We start from the raw sequence: 24,925 nt of genomic DNA on the forward strand, positions 1-24,925 counted from the left end.
GGTGTCCCCGCCCGAAACGAAGGACCGCCACCCCAGCGGTGACACCCCTCCGTCGCTGCGCGACACCTCCCCTTGCAGGGGAGGATCGAAGGAGAAGCCCGCTCACGCCGCGCACTCCCGCGCCACGGCGACGTCGTCGAACGGCAGCACCATCTCGCCGACGATCTGCCCCTGCTCATGTCCCTTGCCGGCGACCAGCACGATGTCGTGCGGCGCGGCCATCGCGATGGCAGCCCCGATCGCCGCACGGCGGTCGCCGACCTCGGTAGCCTCGGGCGCGCCCTTGAGGATCGCGCGGCGGATTTCGGCGGGATCCTCGGTGCGCGGGTTGTCGTCGGTGACGATCGCCACGTCCGCCCCCGCGGCGGCCACCTGCCCCATCAGCTCGCGCTTGCCCGGATCGCGGTCGCCGCCGGCGCCGAACACCAGGATCAGCCGGCCCTCGGTATGCGGCTTCAGCGCGGCGATCGCCGCTTCCAGCGCGTCGGGGGTATGGGCGTAATCGACATAGACCGGCGCGCCATTGGCGGCGATCACCGCGCGCTCCAGCCGCCCGCGCACCGGCTGCAGCCGCGCGCAATTGGCGAGCGTCTCGCCCACATCCCCGCCGGTCGCGATCACCAGCCCCGCCGCGGTCAGCGCGTTCGCGGCCTGGTACGCGCCGATCAGCGGCAGCCGCACGGTGTGGACCTTGCCGTCCGCCTCGATCTCCAGCGTCTGGCCGAGCAGCGAGGGCGTGCGGCCCACGAGGCGCAGCGTCTTGCCATGCTCGCCCACCGTGATCAGCCGGTTGCCGCGCATCCGGGCGAGGTCCTCGACCTGCGGCGCATGGGGATCGTCCGCCCACACCACCGCGGTGCCGTCCTCGGCCAGCACCTCGGCAAAGAGCCGCAGCTTGGCGGTGAAATAGGTCGCCATGTCGCCATGATAGTCGAGATGGTCGCGGCTGAGATTGGTGAACGCCGCCGCGCGCACCGGCAGCCCCTCGGTCCGGTACTGCGACAGCCCGTGCGACGAGGCCTCGAATGCGACATGGGTCACGCCTTCGCGCGCCAGCCCGGCGACGTTCGACAGGAAAGTGACGATGTCCGGCGTGGTCAGCCCGGTCGAGACGCGCTCGTCGGCGGTGGTCACCCCCAGCGTGCCGATCGAGGCGGCGTGGAAGCCCGCCATCCGCCACAGCTGGCGGGTCATCTCGACGGTGGAGGTCTTGCCATTGGTGCCGGTGACGGCGGCAGTCACGCCGGGGAACGGGGCGAAGAACTGCGCCGCCAGCCCCGCGAAACGCTGCCGCGGATTGGCATCGGCGATGTGCAGCGCGCCTGCCACCTTCGCCTCGGGCCGCGCCACCACGGCGATCGCGCCCGCCTGCACGGCGGCGTCGATATAGTCCTCGCCGTTCACCCGCGCGCCCTCGAACGCGCCGAAGATCGTGCCCGGCGCCACCTTGCGGTGATCGATCGCGAATCCGGTGACGACCGCCGCGTCCGCGGTGCCGAGAAGTTGACCCAGTTTCATTCGGCGCTCGCTTTCGGCTCCGGGGAGCGATCGACCAGCGGCAGCAGCTCGCTTTCGTCGATGTCCTTGGCGTTGTCGGGCGCGATGCCCAGAAGGGCGCCGGTCCGCGAAATCAGGCGCGAGACGACCGGCGCGACGGTCCAGGCCGCGGTGGTGCGCGGCGTAGTGGCATTGGCCTTGGGCGAGTCGAGCATGGCGACCACCACATAGCGCGGTGCATCGACGGGGAAAGTCACCGCGAAGGTGGAGACGTTGCGGTGATGGTCGTAGCCGCCCTCGCTCGCCGCCTCAGCGGTGCCGGTCTTGCCCGCGACGCGGTAGCCCGGCGCCTCGCCCTTGCGGCCGGTGCCCTTGAGCACGATCAGCCGCAGCAGCTGGCGCATCCGGTAGCTGGTCGATTCCTGCAGCACGCGGCGGCCCTGCACCGGATGCTCGGCGTCGACCTTCATCAGCGTCGCCGGATGCCAGATGCCGCCATTGACCATCGCGGCATAGGCGGCGGCAAGGTGCAGCGGGGTGACCGCGATGCCATGGCCATAGGCGGTGGTCATCACCGTGATCCGACCCCAGTTCGCCGGCCAGAGCGGGCGCACCGCGCCGATCTCGATGCTCGGCCGCTGGTCGAAGCCGAAGCGGCGGAACATCTCCTGCATCTTCTCCGCGCCCAGCTCGTCGGCGATCCGCGCGGTGGCGATGTTGGACGAATAGATCAGCGTTTCCGGGATGTTGAGCCAGCGAAACTGCTCGTCGCCGCGATCGTCATGGATGGTGAAGCGGCCGACCTTCATCGGCGCGGTCGCATCGAAGCGCCGCGACATCGAGGTGATCGTGCCCGAATCGATCGCGGCGGCCACCGCAATCGGCTTGAAGGTGGAGCCCAGCTCGTAGACGCTCTGCGTCACGTTGTTGCGCGGCGGCGGCCCGTTCAGCTGGTTGGGATTGAAGCTCGGCAGCGAGGTCATCGCGACGACCTCGCCGGTATGCACGTCGAGCACCACCGCGGCGGCACCGCGTGCCTGCAGGTCCACCATCGCGCGGCCCAGCTCGCTCTCCAGCGCGGCCTGGACGCGGGAATCGAGCGACAGCGTCACCGGCTTGCCGCGCTGCGCGGGATCGGTCAGCCGCGCTTCCAGCACCTTCTCCATGCCGGTGACGCCGTGGCCCTTGTCGTCGAGATAGCCGAGCACATGCGCCGCCATGTCCGACTGCGGATAGAGTCGGTCGGTCTCGCGCTGGAACTCGATCGCCGGCTCGCCCAGCGCGTTCACCTGGTTGACCAGCTCGGGCAGCGCGCGGCGCTTGAGGAAGGCAAAGCCGCCGCCGGCCTTGAGCAGCGCATAATATTGCTGCTCGCTGCGCTCGGGCATCAGCTCGGCCAGCTTCTGCGCCAGCGCAGCCTTGTCGCCGATCACCTGGTTGGGGTGGATCGCGATCGTCCAGGCGTCGATGCTGCGGGCGAGCGGCGTGCCGTTGCGGTCGACGATGTCGCCGCGCGCCGGCACCAGCGCGTTGGACAGGTCGCGCGGGCTGGCGGGCCCCGCCGACAACGCCAGAAAGGCGAGCTTGACGAGGATCGCCAGCACGCCCGCACCGAACAGGATCGAGAGGATCATCAGGCGCAACTGCGCCACCGCGACGAGCGCCTCGCGCCCCCCGCCCGAACCCCGCGACCGTGCGGGAGGGGCGACGACGACGATCATCGCTGCGCCGTTTGCTCGCGCTTCGCCACCCGGCGCAGGTCGCTGATCGTCGCGGCGCTGAGCAGCGGGCGATCGGGCTGGGCGAGCCGGGACTTGTCGATCTTGCGGATCAGCCGGTCGAGATCCTGCACGGGCTTGGTATCCGACTGCGCCACGCGCACCACGGTCGACTTGACCAACGCGGCCTTGACCGGCGTCGCCGAAGCCATCGCCACCGGCTTGGCCATCACGACCTTGACCGGCGCAGCCGACGCCGTCGCCACCGGCTTGGATGCCACTGCCTTGACCGGCACGGCCGCAGCCGTCGCCACCGGCTGGGCGGCCGCCGCCGTTTCCACCGGACGCTGGCCGGTGGGGATCACGAGCGCGACGGTCTCCACCTTGGCGTCGCCGAGCGCTGCCGGCGCGGGCTGGTCGAGCGCCGCCAGCCCGCTGGCGCTGGCGAGATATTGCTGCGGCTGGGGTGCGTTCATCGCCAGCACGTCGCCGTTCCAGCGCTCGATCTGGGCCATGTTGGCGCGGGTGTCGAATTCGGTCTCCAGGCCACGGATGTCCTTGTGCGCCTGGACGATGGCGGAGTCCATCGCGCGCAGCTTCGCCCGTTCCGCCGCGCCGTGCGACGTCACCATGTAGCAGGTCGGCGCAACGATGACGCCGCACAGGAACCAGCCAATCCCCCTGAAGCCATACACTGCCATCACACCTTATCCTCACCGGACCACGGCGCCGCCTCGGTCCGCCGCGCCGCGCGCAGCGTTGCCGAACGGGCGCGCGGATTACGCACCAACTCCGCCTCGCCAGGGCGCACGGCCTTGGCGGGCGTCTCAAAACTCGGCTCCGCCCGCGGACCCACGGCCGGGCGATGCCGCGAACCCGCCGGCGTGCTGCCGCTGCGTTCGCGGAAGAAGCGCTTGACCAGACGGTCCTCCAGGCTGTGGAAGCTCACCACCACCAGCCGCCCGCCGGGCTTCAGCACGCGCTCGGCGGCGACCAGCACGTCGGTCAGCTCGTCGAGCTCGCGGTTGATGTGGATGCGCACCCCCTGGAAGGTCCGCGTCGCGGGATCCTTCTTGTCGTGCGGGCGATGGCCGAGCGCGCGGCGCACCACCGCCGCTAGCTCCGAGGTACGGGTCAGCGGCCGCGCCTCCACGATGAACTTGGCCACGCGGCGCGCGCGCGGTTCCTCGCCATAGTGGAACAGCACGTCGGCGATCTCGCCTTCGTCGGCGCTGTTGAGCCAATCGGCTGCACTCATCCCCTCGCCTGCCATGCGCATGTCGAGCGGCCCGTCCTGCTGGAACGAGAAGCCGCGCTCGGCCTGGTCGAGCTGCATCGAGGAAACGCCGATATCGAGCACGACGCCGTCGACGGGCGCCAGGCCGCGTGCCTCCAGCTCCTGCGCCATGCTGCTGAACGGCGCATGGATGAGGGTGAGCTGCCCCGCGCTCTCCGCGACCAGCCGCGCGCCGTTCGCGATCGCGGTCGGATCGCGGTCGAACGCGACCACGGCCGCGCCCGCACCGAGCATGGCGCGCGTATAGCCACCCGCGCCGAAGGTGCCGTCGACATGGGTTTCGCCAGGCGCAATGGCGAGCGCATCGAGCACTTCGTCGAGCAGCACGGGGATATGGGGCGCGTCGGTCACATCGCCCCCTTCTGCTGCATCAGGAACGCGCAGATTTCCTTGAGTTCGGGATCGGCGGTCTCGCTGGCGAGCAGCACGTCGGGCGCCCAGATGTCGAACGTGTCGCCGCTGCCGACGAAGAACGCCCATTTCTGGATCTTGGCCTTGGCGCGGAAGAAGGGCGGCAGCACGAAGCGGCCGCTATCGTCGTACGGCGCCTTTTCGACGAGGCCGAAGGCACGGCGCTTGGGCGCGGCGCTGGGCTGTTCGCCCCGGTCGAGCGCCTGCTGGTCCAGCTTGTCGATGCGGTCGTACTTCTTCTGCGACCAGCCGGTATCGTGCGCGGAGAGGCACGGATCCTCCGCATGCACGCCGACGACGATCTGGCGGACGTCCGAGTTGCGCTCGGCGGCGGCGCGCAGGTCTGCGGGTATGGCGACGCGACCTTTCTGGTCGACCGCCTGGAGCGCAAATCCTTCGAAGAGCTCCCTGTCTGCCACGCCAAATCCCAAGCCGGGCACGACGCTCCCGCCGCCGGAATCACGCGAAATCGTGTTCCGGCTGGTGATGTTCGGGAAAAGGTTCGTGCCCCCCTTTAGTGTGCCCTTTTAATCACATTATAGAGCGGGAGACAACGGGACAGATGGGGACGGCACGGGAATTTCAGCCACTGATCGCCACCGCTGAGCGCTTTTCACAGTATGGCCCCTATTTGTTCGCCATTCACCCTTGCCTCTGAGCACGGCTGTCCGGAAAAATGCTTAACCTGGGCAAGGTGACGCGAATGGAGGGAACCAAAGAGGCTTACGCCAAAACTGCCACAACCTTTCCGCAAGCAACGGAAACTGCGGCATTTTTACCACCTGCCCGGAAACGGAGGGGTTTGGCGTCCGACGCCGTCCCCAGAAAGTGGGGCGATTTCCCCGGCGATCCCCGCGCCGCGATTCCGGTGGGGGCACGTCCCCGGCCGCGCCCGAGTCCCGGCTTACTTACCCGTGGCGGCGTCCTGCCGGTGGGCCTGTTCGCGCGCCTGGGCGGCGGCAGCGGGATCGTCGGTGCTCGGCGCGACGCCGAGTTCGGCGAGCGGTTCGTCGCGGGTGCGATCGGCGGCGACATTGTCGATCCCGGTCAGATTGGCGACGACCGATGCGTTGGACGCACCCGCCGCGCTCACCGGCGCCTCGCGGTTCACCGAGGAGAAGAACGCGAAGGCGAGCATCATCAGCAGGACGACGACCGCGAGCCCGGTCATGCCGACGCGGATGCGCTGCATGGCCTGGGCGTGATCCTGGGGTGGGCCGAGTTTCATGACTGTGGCATAAATGTAACGCGCCTGCGGGCGCTTGTCGAGCGGGGCCGCCGCGCGAGGCTCATGCGGCCGTCGCCGCGAGCCCCTTCGCCGCCAGCCATTCGTCATTGTACAGCGTCGAGAGGTAGCGGAAGCCCGTGTCGCACAGGATCGTCGCAATCCGCTTGCCCGGCCCCAGCGCCCTGGCGAGCCGCACCGCGCCGGCGACGTTGATGCCCGAGGACAGGCCGAGGCACAGCCCTTCCTCCTTCAGCAGGCGGCGCACCCATTCCATTCCTTCCGCATCGGAAATGCGGAACTGCGTGTCGATCGGCGCACCCTCGAGATTGCCGGTAATCCGTCCCTGTCCGATCCCCTCGGCGACCGACGAGCCTTCGCTGCGCAGCTCGCCACAGGCATAATATTCGTAGAGCGCCGCGCCATGCGGATCGCTGAGCGCGATGGTGACCGTCTCGTCCTTGGCCTTCAGCCCGAGTCCCACCCCGGCGATCGTGCCGCCGGTGCCCGCCGCGCAGGTGAAGCCGTCGATGCGGCCGTCCATCTGCGTCCAGATCTCCTCCGCCGTCCCGTAGATATGCGCCTTGCGGTTGGCCGTGTTGTCGAACTGGTTGGCCCAGATCGCGTTGGGCGTCTCCTCGGCGATGCGGCGGCTGGTGTGGACGAAATGGCCGGGGTTCGAATAGGGCGCCGCCGGTACCAGCACCAGCTCGGCACCGAGCGCGCGCAGCGTGTCCATCTTCTCGCGCGACTGGGTCTCGGGCATCACGATGATCGTGCGATAGCCCTTGGCGTTGGCGACCAGCGCCAGCCCGATGCCCGTGTTCCCCGCCGTCCCCTCGACGATCGTGCCGCCGGGCGCGAGCAGGCCGCGCTCCTCGGCATCGTTGACAATGTACAGCGCGGCGCGGTCCTTCACCGAGGCGCCGGGATTGGCAAATTCGCACTTGGCGAAGATGTCGCAGCCGGTTTCGTCGCTGGGGCCCTTGAGGCGGACGAGCGGGGTATTGCCGATCAGCGCGAGCGTGTTCTGGGAAACGTGCATGGCGCGTAGATAGGGGGGCGCCCCCGGCCCACGCAAGCAACGCTATCTATTGGCCGACGCCAGCCTGCTTCAGATGCGGCCCCAGCCGCCCGCCGATCCACAGGAAGAACATCCGGTAATCGGAGGCGAGCGACCACAGCGGATAGGTGAAGGTCGCCGGCCGGTTGCGCTCCACCCCGAAATGCGCGCCCCAGGCGAAGCCATAGCCGGCGAGCGGGATGGCGATCAGCCACCAGGCGTTGAGCGCCAGTCCGGCGACGAGCGCGGCGAAGGTCAGCGCGGTGCCGATATAATGCAGCCTGCGCGTCGCGGGCTTGGCATGCTCGCGCAGATAATGGGGCCAGAAATCCCGGTAGCGGGTGATCGTGCGGGCCATGGCGCGAGCATAAGCGCTTTCGCCGATCGCGGGAAGGGCCGGCGCATCGCTGCCCCGGCCCCACACTGCGATCAGGCGAAGCGCACGCGAACCCTGGTCCGCTGCCGCAGCACCGCGCCCAGCATGCCGACGCCGAGGGCCATCACCGCCCAGCTCGCCGGCTCCGGCACCGCCGACAGCGAGGCGCTGAACCGCGCCGAGGCCTCGTCGTCATTGGCGAAGATCAGCGTGCCCGCGCTCGTCTCGAAGGCGGTGCCGAAGTTGAGGAAGTCGATCGGCAGGTTCGTCGCCGAGCTGATGCCGGTCTTGAGATCATAGCCCAGCAGGCCGGGATCGCGCACGTCGATCAGGTCGTTGCCGAATTGCTCGGCCTCGGTGAAACCGACCAGCGCGCGCTGCCCGCTGCCGCTGCCCAGCGTCACGCTGAACGCATTGAACGGGGTCGCGAAGGTGCCCGAGACGCCGTTGATGGTGAAGGAAAGCGTCGCCGGGCCCGAATTATAGAGGCTCGGCCGGAAGTCGGGCCGCGGCTGGAACACGGTGTCGGTATCGGTCGCGAGCGACAGGACATAGTCGCTCAAGCTGAAGGCCTGCCCGTTCAGCGTGCCGCTGATCTGCCCGGAAAAGCTGTAGAGGATCGGTGCGGCCTGCGCGGTGCTGCCGACCATCAACAGGCCGAGTGCCGCCGCCATACTTGCCGTGCGCATGTCATTTCCCCTCATCCTAGGGCCGGCGTCCCCATTGCGGAGAAGCACTGTCGCCCGCGACAACAACTGCGCGAAAGACGCGGAAATCACTATGCTTTTTCTTCGCCCCGAGCCACGCGGTGCGCGAAACGCGGTGAAGCAGGAAGCGCATCGTTTGCACTTCGAACATCCCCAACGCCTGCCGCAGGATTCTGCTAGAGAATGCCGATGATTCGCCAGCGCACCTTGGCCCTGCCCGCCCTCGCCCTGTTGCTGACCGCTGCCGCGGCCGGCCTCTACACGCCGCCGCCCGGCAGCGCCGAGCGCAGCGCGATCGTGAAAGTGCTCCACCATGGCGACGATCGGCCCGAGGCGCGCTTCACCTTCCGCACCTTCAAGGTTTTCCATCAGGGCCAGCGTGCGCTCGCCTATGTCCAGGGCAGCGGCGAGGTCGGCGACTTCGAGGCACTGCTCGAGCAGAAGGGCGCGGATCGCTGGCGCAAGGTATGGGGCGTGAGTGACGGCGGCAGCGACAGCTGCGAGGCCGGCGCGCGCCATTATGCCTGGGCGGTCCGCCTGATCCAGGGCTATGGCCTGGCGCCCGACACGCTGATCCCCGGCATCACCGGTCTGTCACGCGATCTGGCACGCCAGGCGAAGACCGAGCCCGAGCTGCAATGCGTCGGCGATCTCGACGGCGGCCCCGACGGCCCGGACGATCCCGACGCTTGACGCGGCGCCGCCGCGGGCTATCGATCGGGCATGGCAGAGGCCATCGGCACCTTCGACCAGATCGTCGCGCTCGCGCCCCGGCACGAAGCCGTGCTGCGGGCGCTGCGGGCGTTGGCGTTGGCGCTGCACCCCGGCCTGGTCGAAGTGTCCCGCCCCGGTGACCGCGCGGTGAGCTGGGGTTGGGGATCGAAGAAACTGTCCGAGGCCTATGCCTGCGCGCTGCCCTATCGCGACCATGTGAATCTGGCTTTCTACCGCGGTGCCGACCTGCTCGACCCGGAGGGCCTGCTCCGCGGCACCGGCAAGGCGATGCGCCACGTCCCGCTCACGGCGCCGGAACAGGTCGACGCGCCCGCGATCCGCGCGTTGCTGGTCGCCGCGCGCGAGGAACGCCGACACGCACTGCGCCTCGACGCCGCGACCGCATGACCGAGCGCAAGCACAGCTTCCCGCCGGTCGTCGCGCCTGACACGCGGCTGCTCGTCCTCGGCTCGCTGCCCGGCGAGCGCTCGCTGGCGGCGGCGCGCTATTATGCGCATCCGCAGAACCAGTTCTGGCAGCTGATCTCCCCCGCCGCCGGCCGCGATCTGGTGCCGCTCGCCTATGCCGAGCGCCTCGACGCACTCCGCGCCGCGCGGATCGGGCTGTGGGACGTCGTCGCCAGCGCGACTCGCCCCGGCAGCACCGACGCCGCGCTGCGCGACATCGAAGCGCACGACATCGCCGCGCTCGCCGCCACCCTGCCCGATCTCCGCGCGATCGCGTTCAACGGCGGCACCGCCCAGCGCCACGGACTGCGCCAACTTGGGACAATGGCGGCGCGCTACACCATTTTCGGCTTGCCATCGTCGAGCCCGCTCCACACCATCGGCGTCGCGGCCAAGGCCTCGGCCTGGGCCGAACTTTCGGCGTTTTCCCAACCGGTTATCGCTGAGAACGCTTAGCAATAGCACCGGTTTGCGCGACTGGCTCGCAATAGACTGATAGTCAGTAGCAATACGGAATGGCCGCTCCACAGGGCGCGGCATAGCCCTTGTTGTACCGCCATGTTGAACCGCCGCAGTGCCCTTTTCCGCTCCAGCGGCCCGGCCACCGACACGGCGGAGGATGCCCCCTCCTATCGCTTCCTCGAGCTGCTCGCGGTCAGCGCCAGCGATCTGCTCCAGGCCGAGGACCTCGCCCCCGCACTCGACGGCATCTTCGGGCTGATCCGCAGCGAGGTCGAGCTCGACGTCTTCTTCCATTACGCGTTCGACGGCAACGGCCTCGACCTCGATGCCTGGGCCGGCATCACCCCCGAGCAGGTGACCGACTGGAGCCATGTGCCGATCGGTATCGCGATCTGCGGCGGGGTGGCGGAAAGCCTGGCGCCGATGATCGCGCGCGACATCCAGCAGTCGGACGATCCCCGGCTGTCCTACGCCCGCGACATGGGGCTCGACGCCTGTTTCTGCACGCCGCTCCTGCACAACAATGTGCTGCTCGGCACGCTCGCCTTCGGGCGGCGCGGTCGTGCGACGTTCAGCGATGCCGAGATCCAGTTCCTCCAGACGCTGGCCAGCTATGTCACGCTGGCCAAGCATCGCATCGGCGTCGACCAGGAACTGCGCGCCCGGCTGCAGGAGCGCGACCGGATGCTCGCCGAGCGGGTGACGATCGAGCGCCAGATGCTCGAACTCACCCGCGCCAGCGCGCTCGGCTCGATCGCGGCGACAGTGGCGCACGAGCTCAACCAGCCGCTCTCCGCCGCCGCCAATTATATGGCCGCGCTCCGCCTGTCGCCGCAGAGTGACGAACGCATCCGCGACCTGAGCGGCGCGGCCGAGCAGCAGCTTCAGCGCGCCGGGGAGATCATCCGCCGCATCCGCCGGATGGTCCGCCAGAACGACCTGGTGCTGGAAAACCGCCCGGTGACCACCAGCATCGAAGAGGCGCTCAACCTCGTCCAGGCCGCGGCGCCGCTGCTGCTGCCGCCGGTGACGATCCAGGTCGCGCCCGACGCGGCCTTCGCCCGGTTCGACAATGTCCAGATCGTCCAGGTGCTCGCCAATTTGCTGCGAAACGCCGGCGAGGCGTGCCAGCACCACGCCGACGCCGCAATCCGCGTCACCGCCGAGCGACACGATCCGGACGAAGTCACCGTCCGGGTGATCGACAACGGCCCCGGCGTGCCGCCCGAGCAGCGCCACACGCTGTTCCAGCCCGGCCTCGGCAAGGGCGCGCGCGACACCGGCGGCGGCCTCGGCCTCGGCCTCGCCATCTCGCACCACCTGATCGAGGGCCATGGCGGGCGGATCTGGGCGGAGGAAACCCCCGGCGGCGGGGCGACCTTCGCCTTCACAATCCCCGCCGGTCGCGATGCCGGGGCGGACGCCTGACCAGCCACGTTCGGCAGCGCCGGCGCCAAACCCCTTGATGCAGGCAACCCGCGGATGGTAGCGCTATCGGGGATAGCAGCACGAGCTGCACAATCAGGACGAGAGGATAGGCTGTTGCGTCTTTCGCTGAAATTTTCGACGGCTGCGGCCGCCATCGCGCTGCTTGCCGGCTGCTCCGGGGGCAAGGCCCCGCAGAACGAGACCGCGTCCAATGCCGCCGCTCCGGCCAATGGCTCGGACGAGGCGCGCAGCCCGGACGGCAAGCGCTACCTCGCCCAGCCGCTGGTCAAGGACCTCTATTTCGCCGATCCCTCGGCGCACGTCTTCAACGGCAAGATCTATATCTATCCCAGCCATGACGTCGACATGGGTATCCCCGACGACGATCTCGGCAGCCAATATGCGATGCACGACTATCAGGTGCTGAGCATGGACCGCCCGGGCGGCCCCGTGACGGTGAACCCGGTCGCGCTCGACCTCAAGCAGGTCCCCTGGGCCTCGGAAAAGGCCTGGGCGCCCGACGCGGCGTTCAAGAACGGCACCTATTATCTCTATTTCCCGGCCAAGGATAAACAGGGCGTGTTCCGCATCGGCGTGGCGACGTCCAAGTCGCCGGTCGGCCCGTTCAAGGCCGAGCCGCAGCCGATCCAGGGCAGCTATTCGATGGACCCGGCGGTGTTCACCGACGACGACGGCCAGAGCTATCTCTATCTCGGCGGCATCTGGGGCGGCCAGCTCCAGCGCTGGGCGACGGGCAAGTACGATCCGAACGCCGGCGACACCGACCTGAAGAAGGACGACCAGCCCGCCCTCTCCGGCAAGGTCGCGCGCCTGGCGCCCGACATGAAGAGCCTGGCCGAACCGCTCCGCGACGCGGTGATCCTCGACGAGAAGGGCAAGCCCGTGCTCGGCGGCGACCATGACCGCCGCTTCTTCGAGGCGGCGTGGATGTTCAAGCGCGGCGGCAAATATTATTACATGTACTCGACCGGGGACACGCACTTCCTCGCTTATGCCGTCGGTACGAGCCCGTATGGCCCGTTCAAATATACCGGCCGCATCCTCGAGCCGGTGCAGGGCTGGACGAGCCATGGCTCGGTGTTCGAGTATCAGGGCAAATGGTATCTGGCGTACCACGACACCCAGCTGACCAATAAGAACCACCTCCGCTCGGCCAAGATCACCGAGCTGACCTTCCGTCCGGACGGCACGATCGAGACGCTGAAGCCGTTCAAGGATTGAGGCGCAGGGCGCTGCCGGTCTTTTCGGAGATCGGCAGCGGCGGCTGTCTGCGCTTATGAAGGATGCGTCGCTCGGGCGGTCGGGCAGAGCAATGCATCGTGCGCGCTAGTAGCCAATGATTCGACGAGAATTGGTGGCTAGCTGCCGTCAGCGTCGCTCAGTCAATTGCACCCAATCGGCTCGCCAATCGGTTTCATCAAAGTCGATAATCAGGGCGCAAGTCAGCGGTTGAGCGGCAGCGATAAAGCCGTCCGGATAGATCGTTCGAAGGAGCGAATCTGGCTGTGAGAGCGCTTGGCTACGGATTAGCAGCGCCGGTTCATTGTCGATGTTCCAGCCGATTATAACCGCCATGTCGCCAGCTTCCCGAAACTCGGCAACAATGCCCTGTAGGGAGCCGAACTGCCGCTTGCGGCGACCACCCCCTCGAAGCTGTTTGATAATGTCCTCTTGCCGCACGTCCGATAGCACGGATGCGGCAACCCCCGCGGCCGCCCATGCTGCCACAACTTCCGGTGCACGTGTCGCGCGAACACGACGCCGTTGAAGTTCCGCAAGTCTCGATTGATCTGGCAGCATACCGAACACTTACCGGCCCGAGGAACGTCCGCAAGTGGTGGAAAGCAGACATAGCAAGGCCACTCTTTGGAGCTGCAGCGAAGGAGGCCGAGATCTTCACTTCGAGGCGGAGGTTAGAGATTGCAATCCTTGCAGCACCGAGCGGTGGCACGCCGTCTTCGCATGATCTGAAGATCCTCATCACCAAGGATTTTCGAGCATCTCGAACACCTCACAAAAAATGTCGGTATCAGACCTACCACCGTGATGGCAACAGAAGCAAAGATAACTATTTCAGGTACCTGTGATTTGAATATAAACCCAAGCACAAAGATGGTACCGGCCAAAACCGGAAATAACCTGGAGTACAGGTACACGTAAGAGAGCAGCAATTTGGTCTCCAAGAAATTCAGTTTCGGTCTCAGGTCTTTCCATTCAGCCTCGAAAGTGTGGTAGGTGATACCCGCAGCGAGGCTCACGCGAAAGTTACGGGAGCCGCGCCGCCGATACCGCAATCCGCAAGATGCCTTGTCTCGGGATCGTCTGCAATTGGGGCGAAAGCTGACATCGAGGCGCTGCGGGCTTTCAAAAAAAGGGATCGGAGCCGCACGTCGATCCTGTGCGTTCGTGCAACGCAACGAAGGAAAAAGCATGAATCCCACACGCACGCCCGGCAACGAGCCCGACGCCGGTGATATGTCCACGGAACCAGGGTTCGAGACGCCGCACGACAACCCGGCGGAGCAAGACCTTCCCGACGAGGATGCGGGCGCGCTGGGTGACTTCGCCTAGCGCACCCGCATGGGTGGCGCGTCGTGGGCGATCGCGGCCGGAGTGGCGCCGCAGTCCAAGCTCCCCGCCCTATTCCGCGCTGCTGTTGTTCCCCGCCTCATACGGCACCGCCAGCGCCTCGTTGTACATCTCGCGATGGACCTCCTGGACGGTCATCTTGTGCGCGCAGCCCTTCAGCAGCTGCGCGCCGATCCGCACCTCGACCGCCAGCGGCGCATCCTCGGCGCAGGCGGCGGGGCGGAGGGTGATCGTCACGGGGGCGCCGTCGGGAGTCTGGGTGGGATAGGTCGCAATCCCCTGCGCCAGCCGCGGCGAGACCGGGTAGAAGGGCATCTCCTTGGCGCCCTCCTGCTGGAACTGGATGCGGCCGGGGGCAAGGTCGAGCGCCCAGTCGCGACCCTCCACGGGACGAACCTGCAGCGGCGTCGACAGGTCGACGCCGCCCAGCATCGGGCCAGGCTGCACCGCGGCATTGGCGGGGTCGTCGGCGGCGTTTTCGGTAGGCGTGCCGCCACAGGCCGCGAGCAGCGCCAGCGGCATCAGGGTCCAGCCTCGCTTCCAGCAGATCCTCGGCGTCATCGGCATCCTCTCCTCGGCCCTCCTCCCTGCGCAGTCGAAGGCGGCGGGTCAAGCACGGTAAACGTCCCCTTTCCGATCCCCTCTGCAACCTCCACGACTGTCAACCATGTCCCATTACGCGCAACATTGCGTCTGTTTCGTTGCGGCGCACCATTTCGTGTGACTCTATCACCCCTTTTCGCTTGACGATGATTACCACCTAAGGAAAAGCAACCTACGCTATGAAAAACCCCTCCCCGATCGCACTCTCCGCCGCGGCACTGCTTTCGCTCGCCGCTTGCAACAACAAGCCCGAAGTGGTCGACAGCCGCGCGCCGGATCCCATGGCTTCGCAGCTTGCGAACGCCGCGCCGGTCGAAACGCCGCCGACGATCGAAAGCTCGGTGAGCTTCCGCTGCCAGCCGGGCAACACCCTGCTGTTCGTGGACTTCTTCAAGGAAGGCAAGATGGCCTCGCTGCGCGAGAAGAAGGACTCGATGAAGTCGGTCCTGCTGCGCGCGCCGGAAGCCGGCAAGCCCTTCACCGCGGACGGCGGCTACAAGATCGACGGCAACGCCAAGGCGGCCAAGATCACCCTCGCCGACGGATCGGTCCACACCTGCAAGGCCTGAGCCTGCACCATCTCCCCGAGAACAAGGCCCGGCGGCTATTTCCGCCGGGCTTTTTTCATGCCAGCTAGGGCGCGGAGGTAGCGCGTGGCAACGATCGCAGTGTACAGCCTGAAGGGCGGCGTCGGGAAGACGACGCTGACGGTGAACCTGGCCTGGGCATCCGCCATCCGCTCCGCCCGCCGCACCCTGCTCTGGGACCTCGACCCGCAGGCGGCCGCCACCTTCCTGCTCGGCGGCGACGAGGCCGGGCGGCACCAGGCGCAGGCGATCTTCTCCAAGGACGTCGCCGCCGCCAGGCTGCTTCGCGCCACCGCGATCGACCGCCTCGCGCTGCTGCCCGCCGACACGTCCCTCCGCCAGCTCGACCATCTGTTCCACGCGCTCGACAAGAAGAAGCGGCTCAGCAAGCTGCTCGACGACCTGGCGGAGGATTTCGACCGCATCCTGCTCGATTGCCCGCCCGGCCTGACCGAGACCAGCGAGCAGGTGATGCGCGCTGCCGACCTGATCGTGGTGCCGGTGGTGCCCTCGCCGCTCTCGCAGCGCGCCTTTCAGGAGGTCGCCGCGCACCTCGCCCAGCGCGGCGCCAAGGTGCCGCTGATGCCGGTGCACGCGATGGTCGATCGCCGCCGCAAGCTCCATGCCGAGGCGCTGGAACGCCAGCCCGACTGGCCGGTGATCCCGATGGCGAGCGTGATCGAATCCGTCGCGGTGCAGCGCGCGCCGGTGGGTGCCTTCGCGCCCCGCAGCGCCGCCGCCAATGCGTTCAACGAGGTGTGGCAGGCGATCGAACGAAGCCTGGCCGCGCGCGTTCGCTGACCATGGTCCAGCGCCGCTCGCCCCCCAAGGAACTAGACCCCGCGCTGGTGCTGCGCGCCTACGCCATGGGCGTGTTCCCGATGGCCGATGCCCGCGACGCCGGCTCGGTCTATTGGGTCGAACCCAAGCTGCGCGGGGTGCTGCCGCTCGACGGCTTCCACCTCTCGCGCTCGTTGCGCAAGGTGGTGCTGTCGGACCGCTTCACGGTGACGGTCGACCGCGATTTCGCCGGCATGATCCGGCTCTGCGCCGAAAGCGCGCAGGATCGGCCCGAGACCTGGATCAACGGCGCGATCGAGCGCGCCTTTATCGAGCTGCACCGGCTCGGCTATGCCCATTCGATCGAATGCTGGGAGGGCGATACGCTCGCCGGCGGGCTCTACGGCCTGGCGCTCGGCCGCGCGTTCTTCGGGGAGTCGATGGTCACGCGGGTGCGCGACGCGTCGAAGGTGGCGCTCACCCATCTCGTCGCGCGGCTCCAGGCCGGCGGGTTCCGCCTGCTCGACTGCCAGTTCATCACCGATCACCTCGCCTCGCTCGGCGCGATCGAGATTCCGCGCGACGACTATGTCGCGTTGCTGGGCGCGGCGCTGGGCGATTCGACCGGGGCGGTGTCGTTGCCGCCCTCGGCCTCCGGCGACCTCTTCGCGCTCGATGCGCCGGGCGACGAGGCGGGCACCGTGTCCGGGCCGCTGTCACGGAAGGTCATCGCGCAGCTCTTGGGCCAGACGTCGTAGATCGCGTTCTGGACGACGTTGAGCGCGGGTTGTTCCTTGTAGAGCCAGCCGGAGAAGACGCGGTGCCAGCGCTGGTCCTCGCGATGCACGTCCATCTGCACGAAGGCGCCGGTCAGCCGATCCTGCTCCCAGGGCGCGGTGCGCTCGCAGGCGCGCAGGCGGACGGTCACCTGCCCGTCGATGCGGGCGGCCTGGCCGGGCTTGAGCGTGATCTCGCGCTCGACGCCGTTGCGCTTGTTGAGCACGCCCAGCACCGCGACGCGTTCGCGCATCGGCGTCGCGGCGGCATCCATGGTGGCGTTGTCGGGGCCGGTGGTGACGGTGTCGACGCCCTGCGCGTCGCCGCCGCCGGTGATCACCAGCTCGTCGCCGGCATTGTCGCCGCCGGCAGCGCCGTTGCCGCTTCCGCTACCCGAACATCCGGCCAGCGCGAGCGCGAGCAGCGCCGCCGCAGCCTTCATGCGTCGGGGGTCCAGGCCTCGTAATCGCCGGTGGCCTTGGCGCGATGCGCACCCTTTTCGAGCGCGCCCGGCGGACGATAGGCCAGCTCCGTGCCGGTGAGATTCGGCTCGGCGGGCTTTTCCCACACGCGCACGGGCGGCAGCGATTCGTCGGGCGTGCCCTCGATCTGGTGCGACAGCCAGCTGAACCATTCCGGCGGAATGCGGCTGGCGTCGTTGGATCCCTTGTAGATCACCCAGCGGCGCGTGATGCCGTTGGGATCCAGCCCACCCTCGAAATAGAGGTTACCGAGCGAATCCTCGCCGACGCGCTTCTTGCCGCGCAGTCCCATGCGAGTGCCGAACGTGGCGCCGTTCCACCAGGTGAAGATCGGAAAAGGAAGTCCCATGGCTTTGTCCGATACCGCCAAGCGCAGCGCTCGGCAACTCCCCTCAGCGGCTCAGAGCGGTCTTTCCACCGCGACCGCCAGCGGGCCCTTTTCGCCGTCGACGATGCGGGCGCGGAGCGGCTGGCCGGGCTCGACTTCCTCGACACCGGCGCGGCGCAGCGTTTCCATATGGACGAAGATGTCCGCGGTGTCGCTCATGCGGACGAGGAAGCCATAGCCCTTCAGCCGGTTGAACCATTTCACCGACACCGGTTCGAACGGCCCCGCCTCGCCGATGAGCTTCAGGCGCTCCACCCGTTCGGTGGGGCACTTCACCGGTTCCACTGCGGTGCTGAGGTCGATCGATAGAACCGATTTGGCCTGCAGCCCCCGCTGCCGCTGCACCGCCACGCACTCCAGCCGCGCACCTTCGGGCACGCTGCGCCGGCCATGGTCCTGAAGGACGGAGAAATGGATCAGGATGTCGCCGACGCTGGGATCGTCCGCGACCAGGAAACCGAAGCCGCGCGTGACATCAAACCATTTGATGACGCCACGATAGACCCGCTCGTCCATCTCGGAATCGCCCCCGAACCGAAGCTCGCCCTCGGCCGTCTCCGGATAGTGTTCAGACGCTAGCTGTTGCTCAGCACGCATTATCGTTATCCCCCAAGCCAGCAACATTAACACAGCATTAGCAAGGAGGGGAATCGCTTTGTGCGATCAGGAATGTCCCGCCCCGGGCGGGTCCTCCGGCTCCTCTCCCGGCGCCATCTGCAATATTCTATGCACAATCTCAGGCGGATGGCCCGCCCGTAAAAATGCGGCGACTTGCTTTTTGTGAAGATCGCGATCCGCAGGGGTAGCCGCGAAAGGTCCGAATCGGCGGCGACGCGCGAAAATGATCGCGCTGCGATAGGCGTCCGCCTCGATCGCCTCGGCCAGATCGGCACTGTCCTCGGCATCGATGCCGTCGTGGCGCAGCGCCATCTCCACCCGGCGCACGCCCAGGCCGCGCCGCCCCATCGATCGCACCCGCGCCTCGGCGAAGCTGCGATCGTCGACATAGCCGCGCTCGGCCATCCGCTCGGCCACCGCCATCGGGTCGGGCGGGCTCTCCCCTTCCCATCCCCGCTCGCGCAGCTTACGGGTGAGATAGGCGGCCAGGCGCGCGCGCGTGGTGGCGAAACGCTCGACATAGCGCAGCGCCAGACGATCGAGATCGGCGGCGACGAGGGGTGGCTTGGAACGGGATGGTTGGGGCATGCGCCTTGATTGTGCCACACTGCCAACCGATTTTGAACGATACTGCGTAGCAGAGCGCATACGGAAAACTGCGTTGTGGGGGCACAACGAACTGCTACCTCACAGGGGCATGAGAAAAAGAATGGTATTGGACGAAACGGGATCGCTCGAAACTGTGGAACTGGCAGCGCTTGCGCCCACGCCCACGCAAGACCGTCTCCCGCGCCGTTTCGCTGATTTCGAAACGCTGGGCGCCGCGCTCGATTACGCGGCCCAGGGTGCGCGTGGCTTCAACTTCCACGATGCGCGGGGCAAGCTGGTGCGGCCCTATCGCTTCGCCGAACTGCGTGCAGACGCGCTGGAACAGGCGCGCCGCCTGATCGCCGCCGGCATCCAGCCGGAGGATCGCATCGCGCTGATCGCGGAGACCGGGCCGGAATTCGCGGCACTGTTCTTCGGCGTGATCTATGCCGGCGCCTGGCCGGTGCCGCTGCCGCTGCCGACCAGCTTCGGCGGCGCGCAATCCTATATCGACCAGCTGCGCGTCCAGCTCGAGAGCTGCGACCCGACGCTGCTGATCTACCCGCCCGAAATCGGCGCGATGTGCGCCGAGGCCGCGCGGCTGACCGACGTCGCCGCCAGCGACTGGGACGCCTTCTCGGCCAACCCGGCCCCCGAGGCACCGCTGCCCCAGGCCAAGCCGGACGACATCGCATACCTGCAATATTCGAGCGGCTCGACCCGCTTCCCGCACGGCGTCGCGATCACGCACCACGCGCTGCTCAACAATCTCGCGGCGCACAGCCACGGGATGGAGCTGGTCGATTCCGATCGCTGCATCTCCTGGCTGCCCTGGTACCATGATATGGGCCTGGTCGGCTGCTTCCTGTCGCCGGTCGCCAACCAGGTCTCGACCGACTATATGAAGACCGAGGATTTCGCCCGCCGCCCGCTGGCATGGCTGGACCTGATCAGCCGCAACCAGGGCAGCAGCATCTCCTACTCGCCGACCTTTGGCTACGACATCTGCGCCCGCCGCATGTCCAGCCAGACCAAGGCGAGCGAGCGGTTCGACCTCGCCCGCTGGCGCATCGCCGGCAACGGCGCCGACATGATCCGCCCGGACGTGATGCAGCGCTTCATCGACGCGTTCGCCGATGCTGGCTTCAAGGCGACCGCCTTCATGCCGAGCTACGGCCTGGCCGAGGCGACGCTGGCCGTCTCGATCATGCCGCCGGGCGAAGGCATCGTCGTCGAGCTGGTCGAGGAGACGCAGCTCTCCGGCGGCACCGCCCGCGCCGATCGCCCGCAGCGCTATCGCGCGGTGGTCAACTGCGGCAAGCCGGTGCGGGACATGGCGATCGAGGTCCGCGAGGAAGACGGCACGCCGCTTCCCGAAAAGGCGATCGGCAAGGTCTGGTGCAAGGGCCCGTCGGTGATGGTCGGCTATTTCCGCGACGAGGCCGCCACCGAGGCGTGCATGGTCGATGGCTGGCTGGATACCGGCGACATGGGCTATATGTCGGACGGCTATATCTACATCGTCGGCCGCGCCAAGGACATGATCATCGTCAACGGCAAGAACCACTGGCCGCAGGACATCGAATGGGCGGTGGAGCAGCTGCCCGGCTTCAAGCAGGGCGACATCGCCGCCTTCGCGATCACCACCCCCGGCGGCGAGGAAACCCCGGCGGTGCTGGTCCAGTGCCGCACCTCGGACGAGCAGGAGCGCCTGCGCCTGCGCGACGAGATCCGCGAGCGCGTCCGCTCGGTCACCGGCATGAACTGCGTGGTCGAGCTCGTGCCGCCGCGCACCCTGCCGCGCACCAGCTCGGGCAAGCTCAGCCGCGCCAAGGCGCGCAACCTCTATCTGAACGGCGAGATCAAGCCCTACGCGCTCGCCGCCTGACCTGTTCGCCGGCCGTGCCCTGCGCCCGGCCGGCAGCCCTGATATGTCACGACGGCCATCTCCGACCACCGCCGTCATCCCCGCGAAGGCGGGGATCCATTGCCGCTGAAGCCGTCGTTCTTCCCCGCACGTCGCGGCGAATGGATTCCCGCCTAGGCGGGAATGACGATGGTTTTGACGAGCTCGCCACGTCCGCGCCTCTCCCCCGAGCAGCGCGTCGGGGCCGTGCCGCGAAAATGGACCTATTCACCTCCATTTTAGCCGCACCCTAACTTCTCGCTAACCTAGCGCCGCTATGTAGCCGGGGTGAGCAGCTCCTCCACGACACCGCTGAGTCAGCCGCGAGTCGACGCGCGTGCGCTGCTGGGTCTTAGTGACCCAGGCGACACGATCGACTGGCCGCGGATGCGCGCCGCGCAGCTGCAAGCGGGGCGGCGCTCGGCGTTGCTGTTCTTCTCGGCCAATGTCGGCGCCGTCGCGATGGCGGCGCTGGCGCTGGCGCCGCTTGCGTCGCACCGGCTCCTCTTCGGATGGATGGCCCTTGCGCTCGGCACCGCCATCTGGACGACGCTGCGCCGCCTTGGCTGGCGCGACGAGACTCTTCTTACCGCCACGCTTGCCGACATCCGCCGCACCGTCTTCGAGGGCATCGCGATGGGGCTGGCCTGGGCGATCCTTCCGCTCGCCTTCGGTGCGATCGCCACTGCCCGCGCCAGCCTCGATCTCTGGGCGGCGACCACGGTGGTGCTGATCGCCTCGGCGATGACGATGGGGGTGCTGCCGCTTGCCAGCCTCTCGTTCATCTTCTTGCTCGGCGGAACGTGCATCGTCACGCTGCTGCTCGTCGGCGCGCCGTTCCTGGCCGCTGCCGCCGCTTTCCTCGTCCTGCTGCTCAGTGTCGGCGCCTTCGGCCGCGCCCGTTCGCTGGTGCTGCTGCGCGCTAACCAGATGGCGCTGGCCGAGCGCGACCAGACGGTGAGCCTGCTGCTCCGTGAGTTCGAGGACGCCTCGTCCGACTGGCTGTGGGAAGTCGACGCGCAGCGCCGCGTCGTCCGCGCCAGTCCCCGCCTCGCCGCCTCGCTGGGCCTGGAGCCCGGCACGCTGGCCGGCCTGCCGCTCCTCCAGCTGCTCGCCGGTCCCGGCTGGGAGACCGGCCAGTTCACCCCGGAGCTGCACGAACTCGCCGACAGGCTGAAGCGGCGCGAACCCTTTGCCGACCTGCCGATCCCGATCGACATCGAGGGCGATCGACGCTGGTGGCAGATCTCCGCCAGCCCCAAGTTCGACGAGCGCGGGGCGTTCGCCGGCTTTCGCGGAGTCAGCTCGGACGTCACCGAGCAGCGCCGCGCGACCGACCAGATTCACCGCATGGCCCGGTTCGACACGCTGACCGGCCTGCCCAACCGCCTCCACATCAACGAAGCACTCGCCACCGCGATGGCCGAGGCCGACAAATGGGGCGCGCGCTGCGCCTTCATGATGATCGACCTGGATCGCTTCAAGGCGGTCAACGACACGCTCGGCCACCCGGTCGGCGACCGCCTGCTCCAGCGCGTCGCCCGGCGGCTGCGCAGCCTGGTGAGCGAGACCGAGATGATCGGCCGGCTGGGCGGCGACGAGTTCGCCGTGGTGGTGCGCGACGCGCGCGACACCGCGCGGGTCGAGGCGCTCGCCCAGACGATCATCGACACCGTCTCGCGCCCCTATGAGCTCGACCAGCACACCCTCTATATCGGCGCCTCGGTCGGCCTGGCCCTCGCCCCGCGCGACGGCCGCACGGCCGAGACGCTGGTCCGCTCGGCCGATCTCGCGCTCTACCGATCGAAGGACAAGGGCGGCGGGGTGTTCCACGCCTATGAGCCGCAGTTGCACGTCGCTGCCGAGGAACGCCGCGTGCTCGAGATCGCGCTGCGCGGCGCGGTGGAGAAGGGCCAGATGCAGCTCGCCTATCAGCCGGTGGTCAACGCCCGCACCGGCGGGCTGCTCGGCTTTGAGGCGCTGCTGCGCTGGACCCATCCCGAGCTGGGCGCGATTCCGCCGTCCAAGTTCATCCCGCTGGCCGAGGAAGCCCGGCTGATCGGCGCGATCGGCGAATGGGTGCTGCGTACCGCCTGTGACGAGGCCGCGCGCTGGGAAGAGCCCGCGCGCATCGCGATCAACGTCAGTTCGGAACAGCTCCACAATCCCAGCTTCGCCACCCTGGTCGCGCAGGCGCTCGCCGCCTCGGGGCTGGAGCCCGACCGGCTCGAGCTGGAAGTGACCGAAAGCGTGTTCCTGCGCGAAGGCACTGCGGCGGTGAGCGTGCTCGAACAGATCCTCGATCTGGGCGTGCGCCTGAGCCTCGACGATTTCGGCACCGGCTATTCGTCGCTCGGCTATCTCGCCCATACCCGGTTCAACTCGATCAAGATCGATCGCAGCTTCGTCCAGAACGCGGCGCGCGGCACCCGCGAGGCGATCGCGATCATCCGCGCGGTGGTCGCGCTCGCCGACAGTCTGGGCATGGCGACGACCGCCGAGGGGGTCGAAACCGAGCAGGAGCACGAGATGGTCCAGACGCTCGGCTGCACGCGTGCGCAGGGCTTCTATTTCGGACGGCCGCTGCCGGTGCACGAAGCGCGGATGATCGCGTCGCGAAACGGTAACGAAACGACCCGCGCGCGGGCGTGAGTTGCGGTGAACTGTTCCCGCATTGGGACATAACCCACTTTTTTCATTCGGAACTTTGGAACCGGCCAAGGGTCTTCGCCGCACTGCAATGGTTCACTTGCCGTTAAGGGAGACACCCCGAATGTATCGTACGCTTATGGCGGCGGCTGCCACCGCCGCAGCGCTTGTCGCTGTCGCACCTGCTCAGGCCGCAACCTATTTCGGTCCGGCCGACATGAATATCGCTACCGCAGCCGATGGCTCGATCTCGACCAGCTTCGGCCAGTCGGGCATCGCCGCAGGCGCCTTCACCCACATCTACCAGTTCACCCTGCCGACCGACGGCGTGGCGAGCGGCTCGATCATCACCAGCGCGGTGAAGTTCAACGGCCCGACCGACCTCGACCTCAAGTCGGTGTTCTTCAACGGCGTGCAGCTGACCGGCTTCTTCGGCAGCGGCATCAACGAATTCGTCTTCGCCAACGCCGTGCCGATCAAGGCCGGTGTCGTGAACGAGATCACCATCAACGGCTTCTCGCGCGGCAATGGCTCGTACGGCGGCCAGGGCGTGTTCGTGCCGTCGGGCGTGCCCGAGCCGGCAGCCTGGGGCATGATGATCGGCGGCTTCGGCCTGGCCGGTGCAGCGATGCGTCGTACGCGCCGCACGCGCGTCACCTACGCGAACGCCTAAAACAAAAAACCATCCTCGCCGTTGCAGAGGGGGCGCCGTCACGAAGGATCGTGGCGGCGCTTTCTTTTTGGCGGTGTGACGCACCAGCTTGCATCTTGGCTCTTGCCCGAAGCGGAATCGGCCGATAAAGGGGCGGACCGCACAGGGGTGTAGCTCAGCTGGTTAGAGCGTCGGTCTCCAAAACCGAAGGCCCTCGGTTCGAATCCGAGCTCCCCTGCCATCGCTTCCGCTGCCGATCCGTCGCCGGGGCGTGTTTCCTTCTCTTGGACCGGGGATAGACCCCGACCACGCTGCTTGCGCGGTGCCGGAGGGCGCCCTGCTCCTTCCTTCAGCCCCGTGCCGCGCTGCACCGTTCCCAGGACGATGCGGAGCAGCTTGATCCGTTCGAACGGCATTCGATCACGGCTGGGCGCTAGGCTGGCCGGATCCGGTTCGCGCCCTGGTGGCGCCCCGGTGCGGGTGCCCTTCCGGTGCCCGGACGCTGCGCCGGCGCGGCGGGACTCCATTCGTCCCCCAAAGCGTGGCGCTCGTCGCGCTGGCATTGTCCTTGCGCAACACCTGCGCATTATCCACAGCGACCGCCACGAACCACCGTAAATGGCTGGAAACTTTCGATGAAGCGAACGTTAGATCAAGGTTAGTTCTGGGGAATGGATTTGTCGCAAGATGCCTGAAGGGGAACCCGTGGTGGCCGTAGCCCTTCTCACCGAACGCGACATCGAGCGGTACGGCAACAATCTCAGCCGTTGTTATCGCATCGACGACAGTTCCGAATTCGATGGCCTTCTCCGCATGATCGACGAGGCCGATGTCGCGCTCCAGGCGCGCTCGCGGGAACGCACCTCCTAGCAAGCGACTGTCACGCCAGCTTCATCCAGAGCGGCTAGCCCTTCGCGAAA

General features: G+C 67.7%; 27 protein-coding genes, 1 tRNA gene and 1 pseudogene. 14 read left to right on the forward strand and 15 right to left on the reverse strand.

Features of this window, described 5'->3' with window-relative positions:
• Positions 1–102 precede the first annotated feature (102 nt).
• From BM009_RS15510 to BM009_RS22665, 9 genes are all read right to left on the reverse strand, one after another.
• Positions 103–1,518, reverse strand: coding sequence for a UDP-N-acetylmuramoyl-L-alanyl-D-glutamate--2,6-diaminopimelate ligase (locus BM009_RS15510; protein WP_093297580.1), 1,416 nt, complete (start codon positions 1,516–1,518; stop codon positions 103–105).
• Positions 1,515–3,218, reverse strand: a complete 1,704-nt coding sequence (locus BM009_RS15515; RefSeq protein WP_093297582.1) for a peptidoglycan D,D-transpeptidase FtsI family protein — start codon at positions 3,216–3,218, stop codon at positions 1,515–1,517. The genes BM009_RS15510 and BM009_RS15515 overlap by 4 nt, the downstream gene beginning before the upstream one ends.
• A complete protein-coding gene (locus tag BM009_RS15520; RefSeq protein ID WP_093297583.1) occupies positions 3,215–3,916 on the reverse strand; it encodes a hypothetical protein in 702 nt (233 codons plus the stop codon). The genes BM009_RS15515 and BM009_RS15520 overlap by 4 nt, the downstream gene beginning before the upstream one ends.
• Positions 3,916–4,863, reverse strand: a complete 948-nt coding sequence (gene rsmH / locus BM009_RS15525) for a 16S rRNA (cytosine(1402)-N(4))-methyltransferase RsmH (RefSeq protein WP_093297584.1) — start codon at positions 4,861–4,863, stop codon at positions 3,916–3,918. Before rsmH ends, BM009_RS15520 begins: the two co-directional genes overlap by 1 nt.
• Complete coding sequence (locus BM009_RS15530) at positions 4,860–5,342, reverse strand: division/cell wall cluster transcriptional repressor MraZ (RefSeq protein WP_093297586.1); 483 nt, start codon at positions 5,340–5,342, stop codon at positions 4,860–4,862. The genes rsmH and BM009_RS15530 overlap by 4 nt, the downstream gene beginning before the upstream one ends.
• A 485-nt stretch (positions 5,343–5,827) precedes the next feature.
• Complete coding sequence (locus tag BM009_RS15535; protein WP_093297587.1) at positions 5,828–6,115, reverse strand: hypothetical protein; 288 nt, start codon at positions 6,113–6,115, stop codon at positions 5,828–5,830.
• 97 nt (positions 6,116–6,212) lie between these two features.
• On the reverse strand, positions 6,213–7,193 hold the full coding sequence (locus BM009_RS15540) for a cysteine synthase A (RefSeq protein WP_093297589.1): 981 nt from the start codon (positions 7,191–7,193) through the stop codon (positions 6,213–6,215).
• Positions 7,194–7,239: 46 nt separating this feature from the next.
• Positions 7,240–7,569: an Mpo1-like protein gene (locus BM009_RS15545; protein WP_093297833.1), complete on the reverse strand. Its 330-nt coding sequence runs from the start codon at positions 7,567–7,569 to the stop codon at positions 7,240–7,242.
• 71 nt (positions 7,570–7,640) lie between these two features.
• Positions 7,641–8,276 carry a PEP-CTERM sorting domain-containing protein gene (locus BM009_RS22665; RefSeq protein WP_175488061.1) on the reverse strand — a complete coding sequence of 212 codons (636 nt, stop codon included), beginning with the start codon at positions 8,274–8,276 and terminating at the stop codon, positions 7,641–7,643.
• A gap of 201 nt (positions 8,277–8,477) precedes the next feature.
• Here BM009_RS22665 and BM009_RS22670 point away from each other — a divergent pair, with 201 nt between their 5' ends.
• The 5 genes from BM009_RS22670 to BM009_RS15575 all read left to right on the forward strand — a co-directional run bounded on the left by BM009_RS22670 (position 8,478) and on the right by BM009_RS15575 (position 12,607).
• Complete coding sequence (locus BM009_RS22670) at positions 8,478–8,987, forward strand: hypothetical protein (protein WP_093297592.1); 510 nt, start codon at positions 8,478–8,480, stop codon at positions 8,985–8,987.
• A gap of 30 nt (positions 8,988–9,017) precedes the next feature.
• Positions 9,018–9,416, forward strand: coding sequence for a DUF1801 domain-containing protein (locus BM009_RS15560; RefSeq protein WP_093297593.1), 399 nt, complete (start codon positions 9,018–9,020; stop codon positions 9,414–9,416).
• The gene (locus BM009_RS15565; protein WP_093297594.1) at positions 9,413–9,931 is read left to right on the forward strand and encodes a DNA-deoxyinosine glycosylase; all 519 of its coding nucleotides are present in this window, start codon (positions 9,413–9,415) and stop codon (positions 9,929–9,931) included. The genes BM009_RS15560 and BM009_RS15565 overlap by 4 nt, the downstream gene beginning before the upstream one ends.
• A 102-nt stretch (positions 9,932–10,033) precedes the next feature.
• The gene (locus BM009_RS15570; protein ID WP_093297596.1) at positions 10,034–11,365 is read left to right on the forward strand and encodes a sensor histidine kinase; all 1,332 of its coding nucleotides are present in this window, start codon (positions 10,034–10,036) and stop codon (positions 11,363–11,365) included.
• Between the two features lie 114 nt (positions 11,366–11,479).
• On the forward strand, positions 11,480–12,607 hold the full coding sequence (locus BM009_RS15575) for a glycoside hydrolase family 43 protein (protein ID WP_093297597.1): 1,128 nt from the start codon (positions 11,480–11,482) through the stop codon (positions 12,605–12,607).
• Between the two features lie 147 nt (positions 12,608–12,754).
• Here the strand turns inward: BM009_RS15575 and BM009_RS15580 are convergent, their stop codons facing one another.
• Complete coding sequence (locus BM009_RS15580; RefSeq protein ID WP_175488062.1) at positions 12,755–13,195, reverse strand: hypothetical protein; 441 nt, start codon at positions 13,193–13,195, stop codon at positions 12,755–12,757.
• Between the two features lie 621 nt (positions 13,196–13,816).
• On the opposite strand from BM009_RS15580, the gene BM009_RS22675 reads away from it, so the two are divergent.
• Positions 13,817–13,957: a hypothetical protein gene (locus BM009_RS22675; RefSeq protein WP_175488063.1), complete on the forward strand. Its 141-nt coding sequence runs from the start codon at positions 13,817–13,819 to the stop codon at positions 13,955–13,957.
• Positions 13,958–14,026: 69 nt separating this feature from the next.
• Here the strand turns inward: BM009_RS22675 and BM009_RS15585 are convergent, their stop codons facing one another.
• Positions 14,027–14,536, reverse strand: a complete 510-nt coding sequence (locus tag BM009_RS15585; protein ID WP_093297835.1) for a hypothetical protein — start codon at positions 14,534–14,536, stop codon at positions 14,027–14,029.
• 221 nt (positions 14,537–14,757) lie between these two features.
• Here BM009_RS15585 and BM009_RS15590 point away from each other — a divergent pair, with 221 nt between their 5' ends.
• From BM009_RS15590 to aat, 3 genes are all read left to right on the forward strand, one after another.
• Positions 14,758–15,147, forward strand: coding sequence for a hypothetical protein (locus tag BM009_RS15590; protein WP_093297600.1), 390 nt, complete (start codon positions 14,758–14,760; stop codon positions 15,145–15,147).
• 84 nt (positions 15,148–15,231) lie between these two features.
• Positions 15,232–15,966, forward strand: a complete 735-nt coding sequence (locus BM009_RS15595; RefSeq protein WP_093297602.1) for a ParA family protein — start codon at positions 15,232–15,234, stop codon at positions 15,964–15,966.
• 2 nt (positions 15,967–15,968) lie between these two features.
• Complete coding sequence (aat, locus tag BM009_RS15600) at positions 15,969–16,703, forward strand: leucyl/phenylalanyl-tRNA--protein transferase (RefSeq protein ID WP_093297603.1); 735 nt, start codon at positions 15,969–15,971, stop codon at positions 16,701–16,703.
• Between the two features lie 35 nt (positions 16,704–16,738).
• Here aat and BM009_RS23240 read toward each other — a convergent pair.
• The 4 genes and pseudogenes from BM009_RS23240 to BM009_RS15620 form a co-directional block, all read right to left on the reverse strand.
• A pseudogene (locus tag BM009_RS23240) lies at positions 16,739–17,164 on the reverse strand (DUF2155 domain-containing protein); the annotation flags it as partial.
• Positions 17,161–17,553 (reverse strand): NADH:ubiquinone oxidoreductase subunit NDUFA12, encoded by a 393-nt coding sequence (locus BM009_RS15610; protein ID WP_093297605.1) that lies wholly within the window; start codon positions 17,551–17,553, stop codon positions 17,161–17,163. The gene BM009_RS15610 and the pseudogene BM009_RS23240, both read right to left, overlap by 4 nt.
• A gap of 51 nt (positions 17,554–17,604) precedes the next feature.
• Positions 17,605–18,189 carry a cold-shock protein gene (locus tag BM009_RS15615; protein WP_093297606.1) on the reverse strand — a complete coding sequence of 195 codons (585 nt, stop codon included), beginning with the start codon at positions 18,187–18,189 and terminating at the stop codon, positions 17,605–17,607.
• A gap of 66 nt (positions 18,190–18,255) precedes the next feature.
• The gene (locus BM009_RS15620; RefSeq protein ID WP_093297608.1) at positions 18,256–18,798 is read right to left on the reverse strand and encodes a regulatory protein RecX; all 543 of its coding nucleotides are present in this window, start codon (positions 18,796–18,798) and stop codon (positions 18,256–18,258) included.
• A gap of 121 nt (positions 18,799–18,919) precedes the next feature.
• Between BM009_RS15620 and BM009_RS15625 the strand changes: the two genes are divergently transcribed.
• The 5 genes from BM009_RS15625 to BM009_RS22680 all read left to right on the forward strand — a co-directional run bounded on the left by BM009_RS15625 (position 18,920) and on the right by BM009_RS22680 (position 24,875).
• Positions 18,920–20,686 (forward strand): fatty acyl-AMP ligase, encoded by a 1,767-nt coding sequence (locus tag BM009_RS15625; RefSeq protein ID WP_093297609.1) that lies wholly within the window; start codon positions 18,920–18,922, stop codon positions 20,684–20,686.
• 405 nt (positions 20,687–21,091) lie between these two features.
• Complete coding sequence (locus BM009_RS15630) at positions 21,092–23,356, forward strand: putative bifunctional diguanylate cyclase/phosphodiesterase (protein ID WP_254772322.1); 2,265 nt, start codon at positions 21,092–21,094, stop codon at positions 23,354–23,356.
• A 121-nt stretch (positions 23,357–23,477) separates the two neighbouring features.
• Positions 23,478–24,026, forward strand: a complete 549-nt coding sequence (locus BM009_RS15635) for an FxDxF family PEP-CTERM protein (protein ID WP_093297612.1) — start codon at positions 23,478–23,480, stop codon at positions 24,024–24,026.
• Between the two features lie 143 nt (positions 24,027–24,169).
• Positions 24,170–24,246: transfer RNA gene (locus BM009_RS15640), tRNA-Trp, on the forward strand.
• Between the two features lie 467 nt (positions 24,247–24,713).
• Positions 24,714–24,875, forward strand: coding sequence for a hypothetical protein (locus tag BM009_RS22680; RefSeq protein ID WP_175488064.1), 162 nt, complete (start codon positions 24,714–24,716; stop codon positions 24,873–24,875).
• The last annotated feature ends 50 nt before the right edge of the window (positions 24,876–24,925 follow it).

The organism is Sphingomonas sp. NFR04, from assembly GCF_900114095.1.
Lineage (GTDB): Bacteria > Pseudomonadota > Alphaproteobacteria > Sphingomonadales > Sphingomonadaceae > Sphingomonas.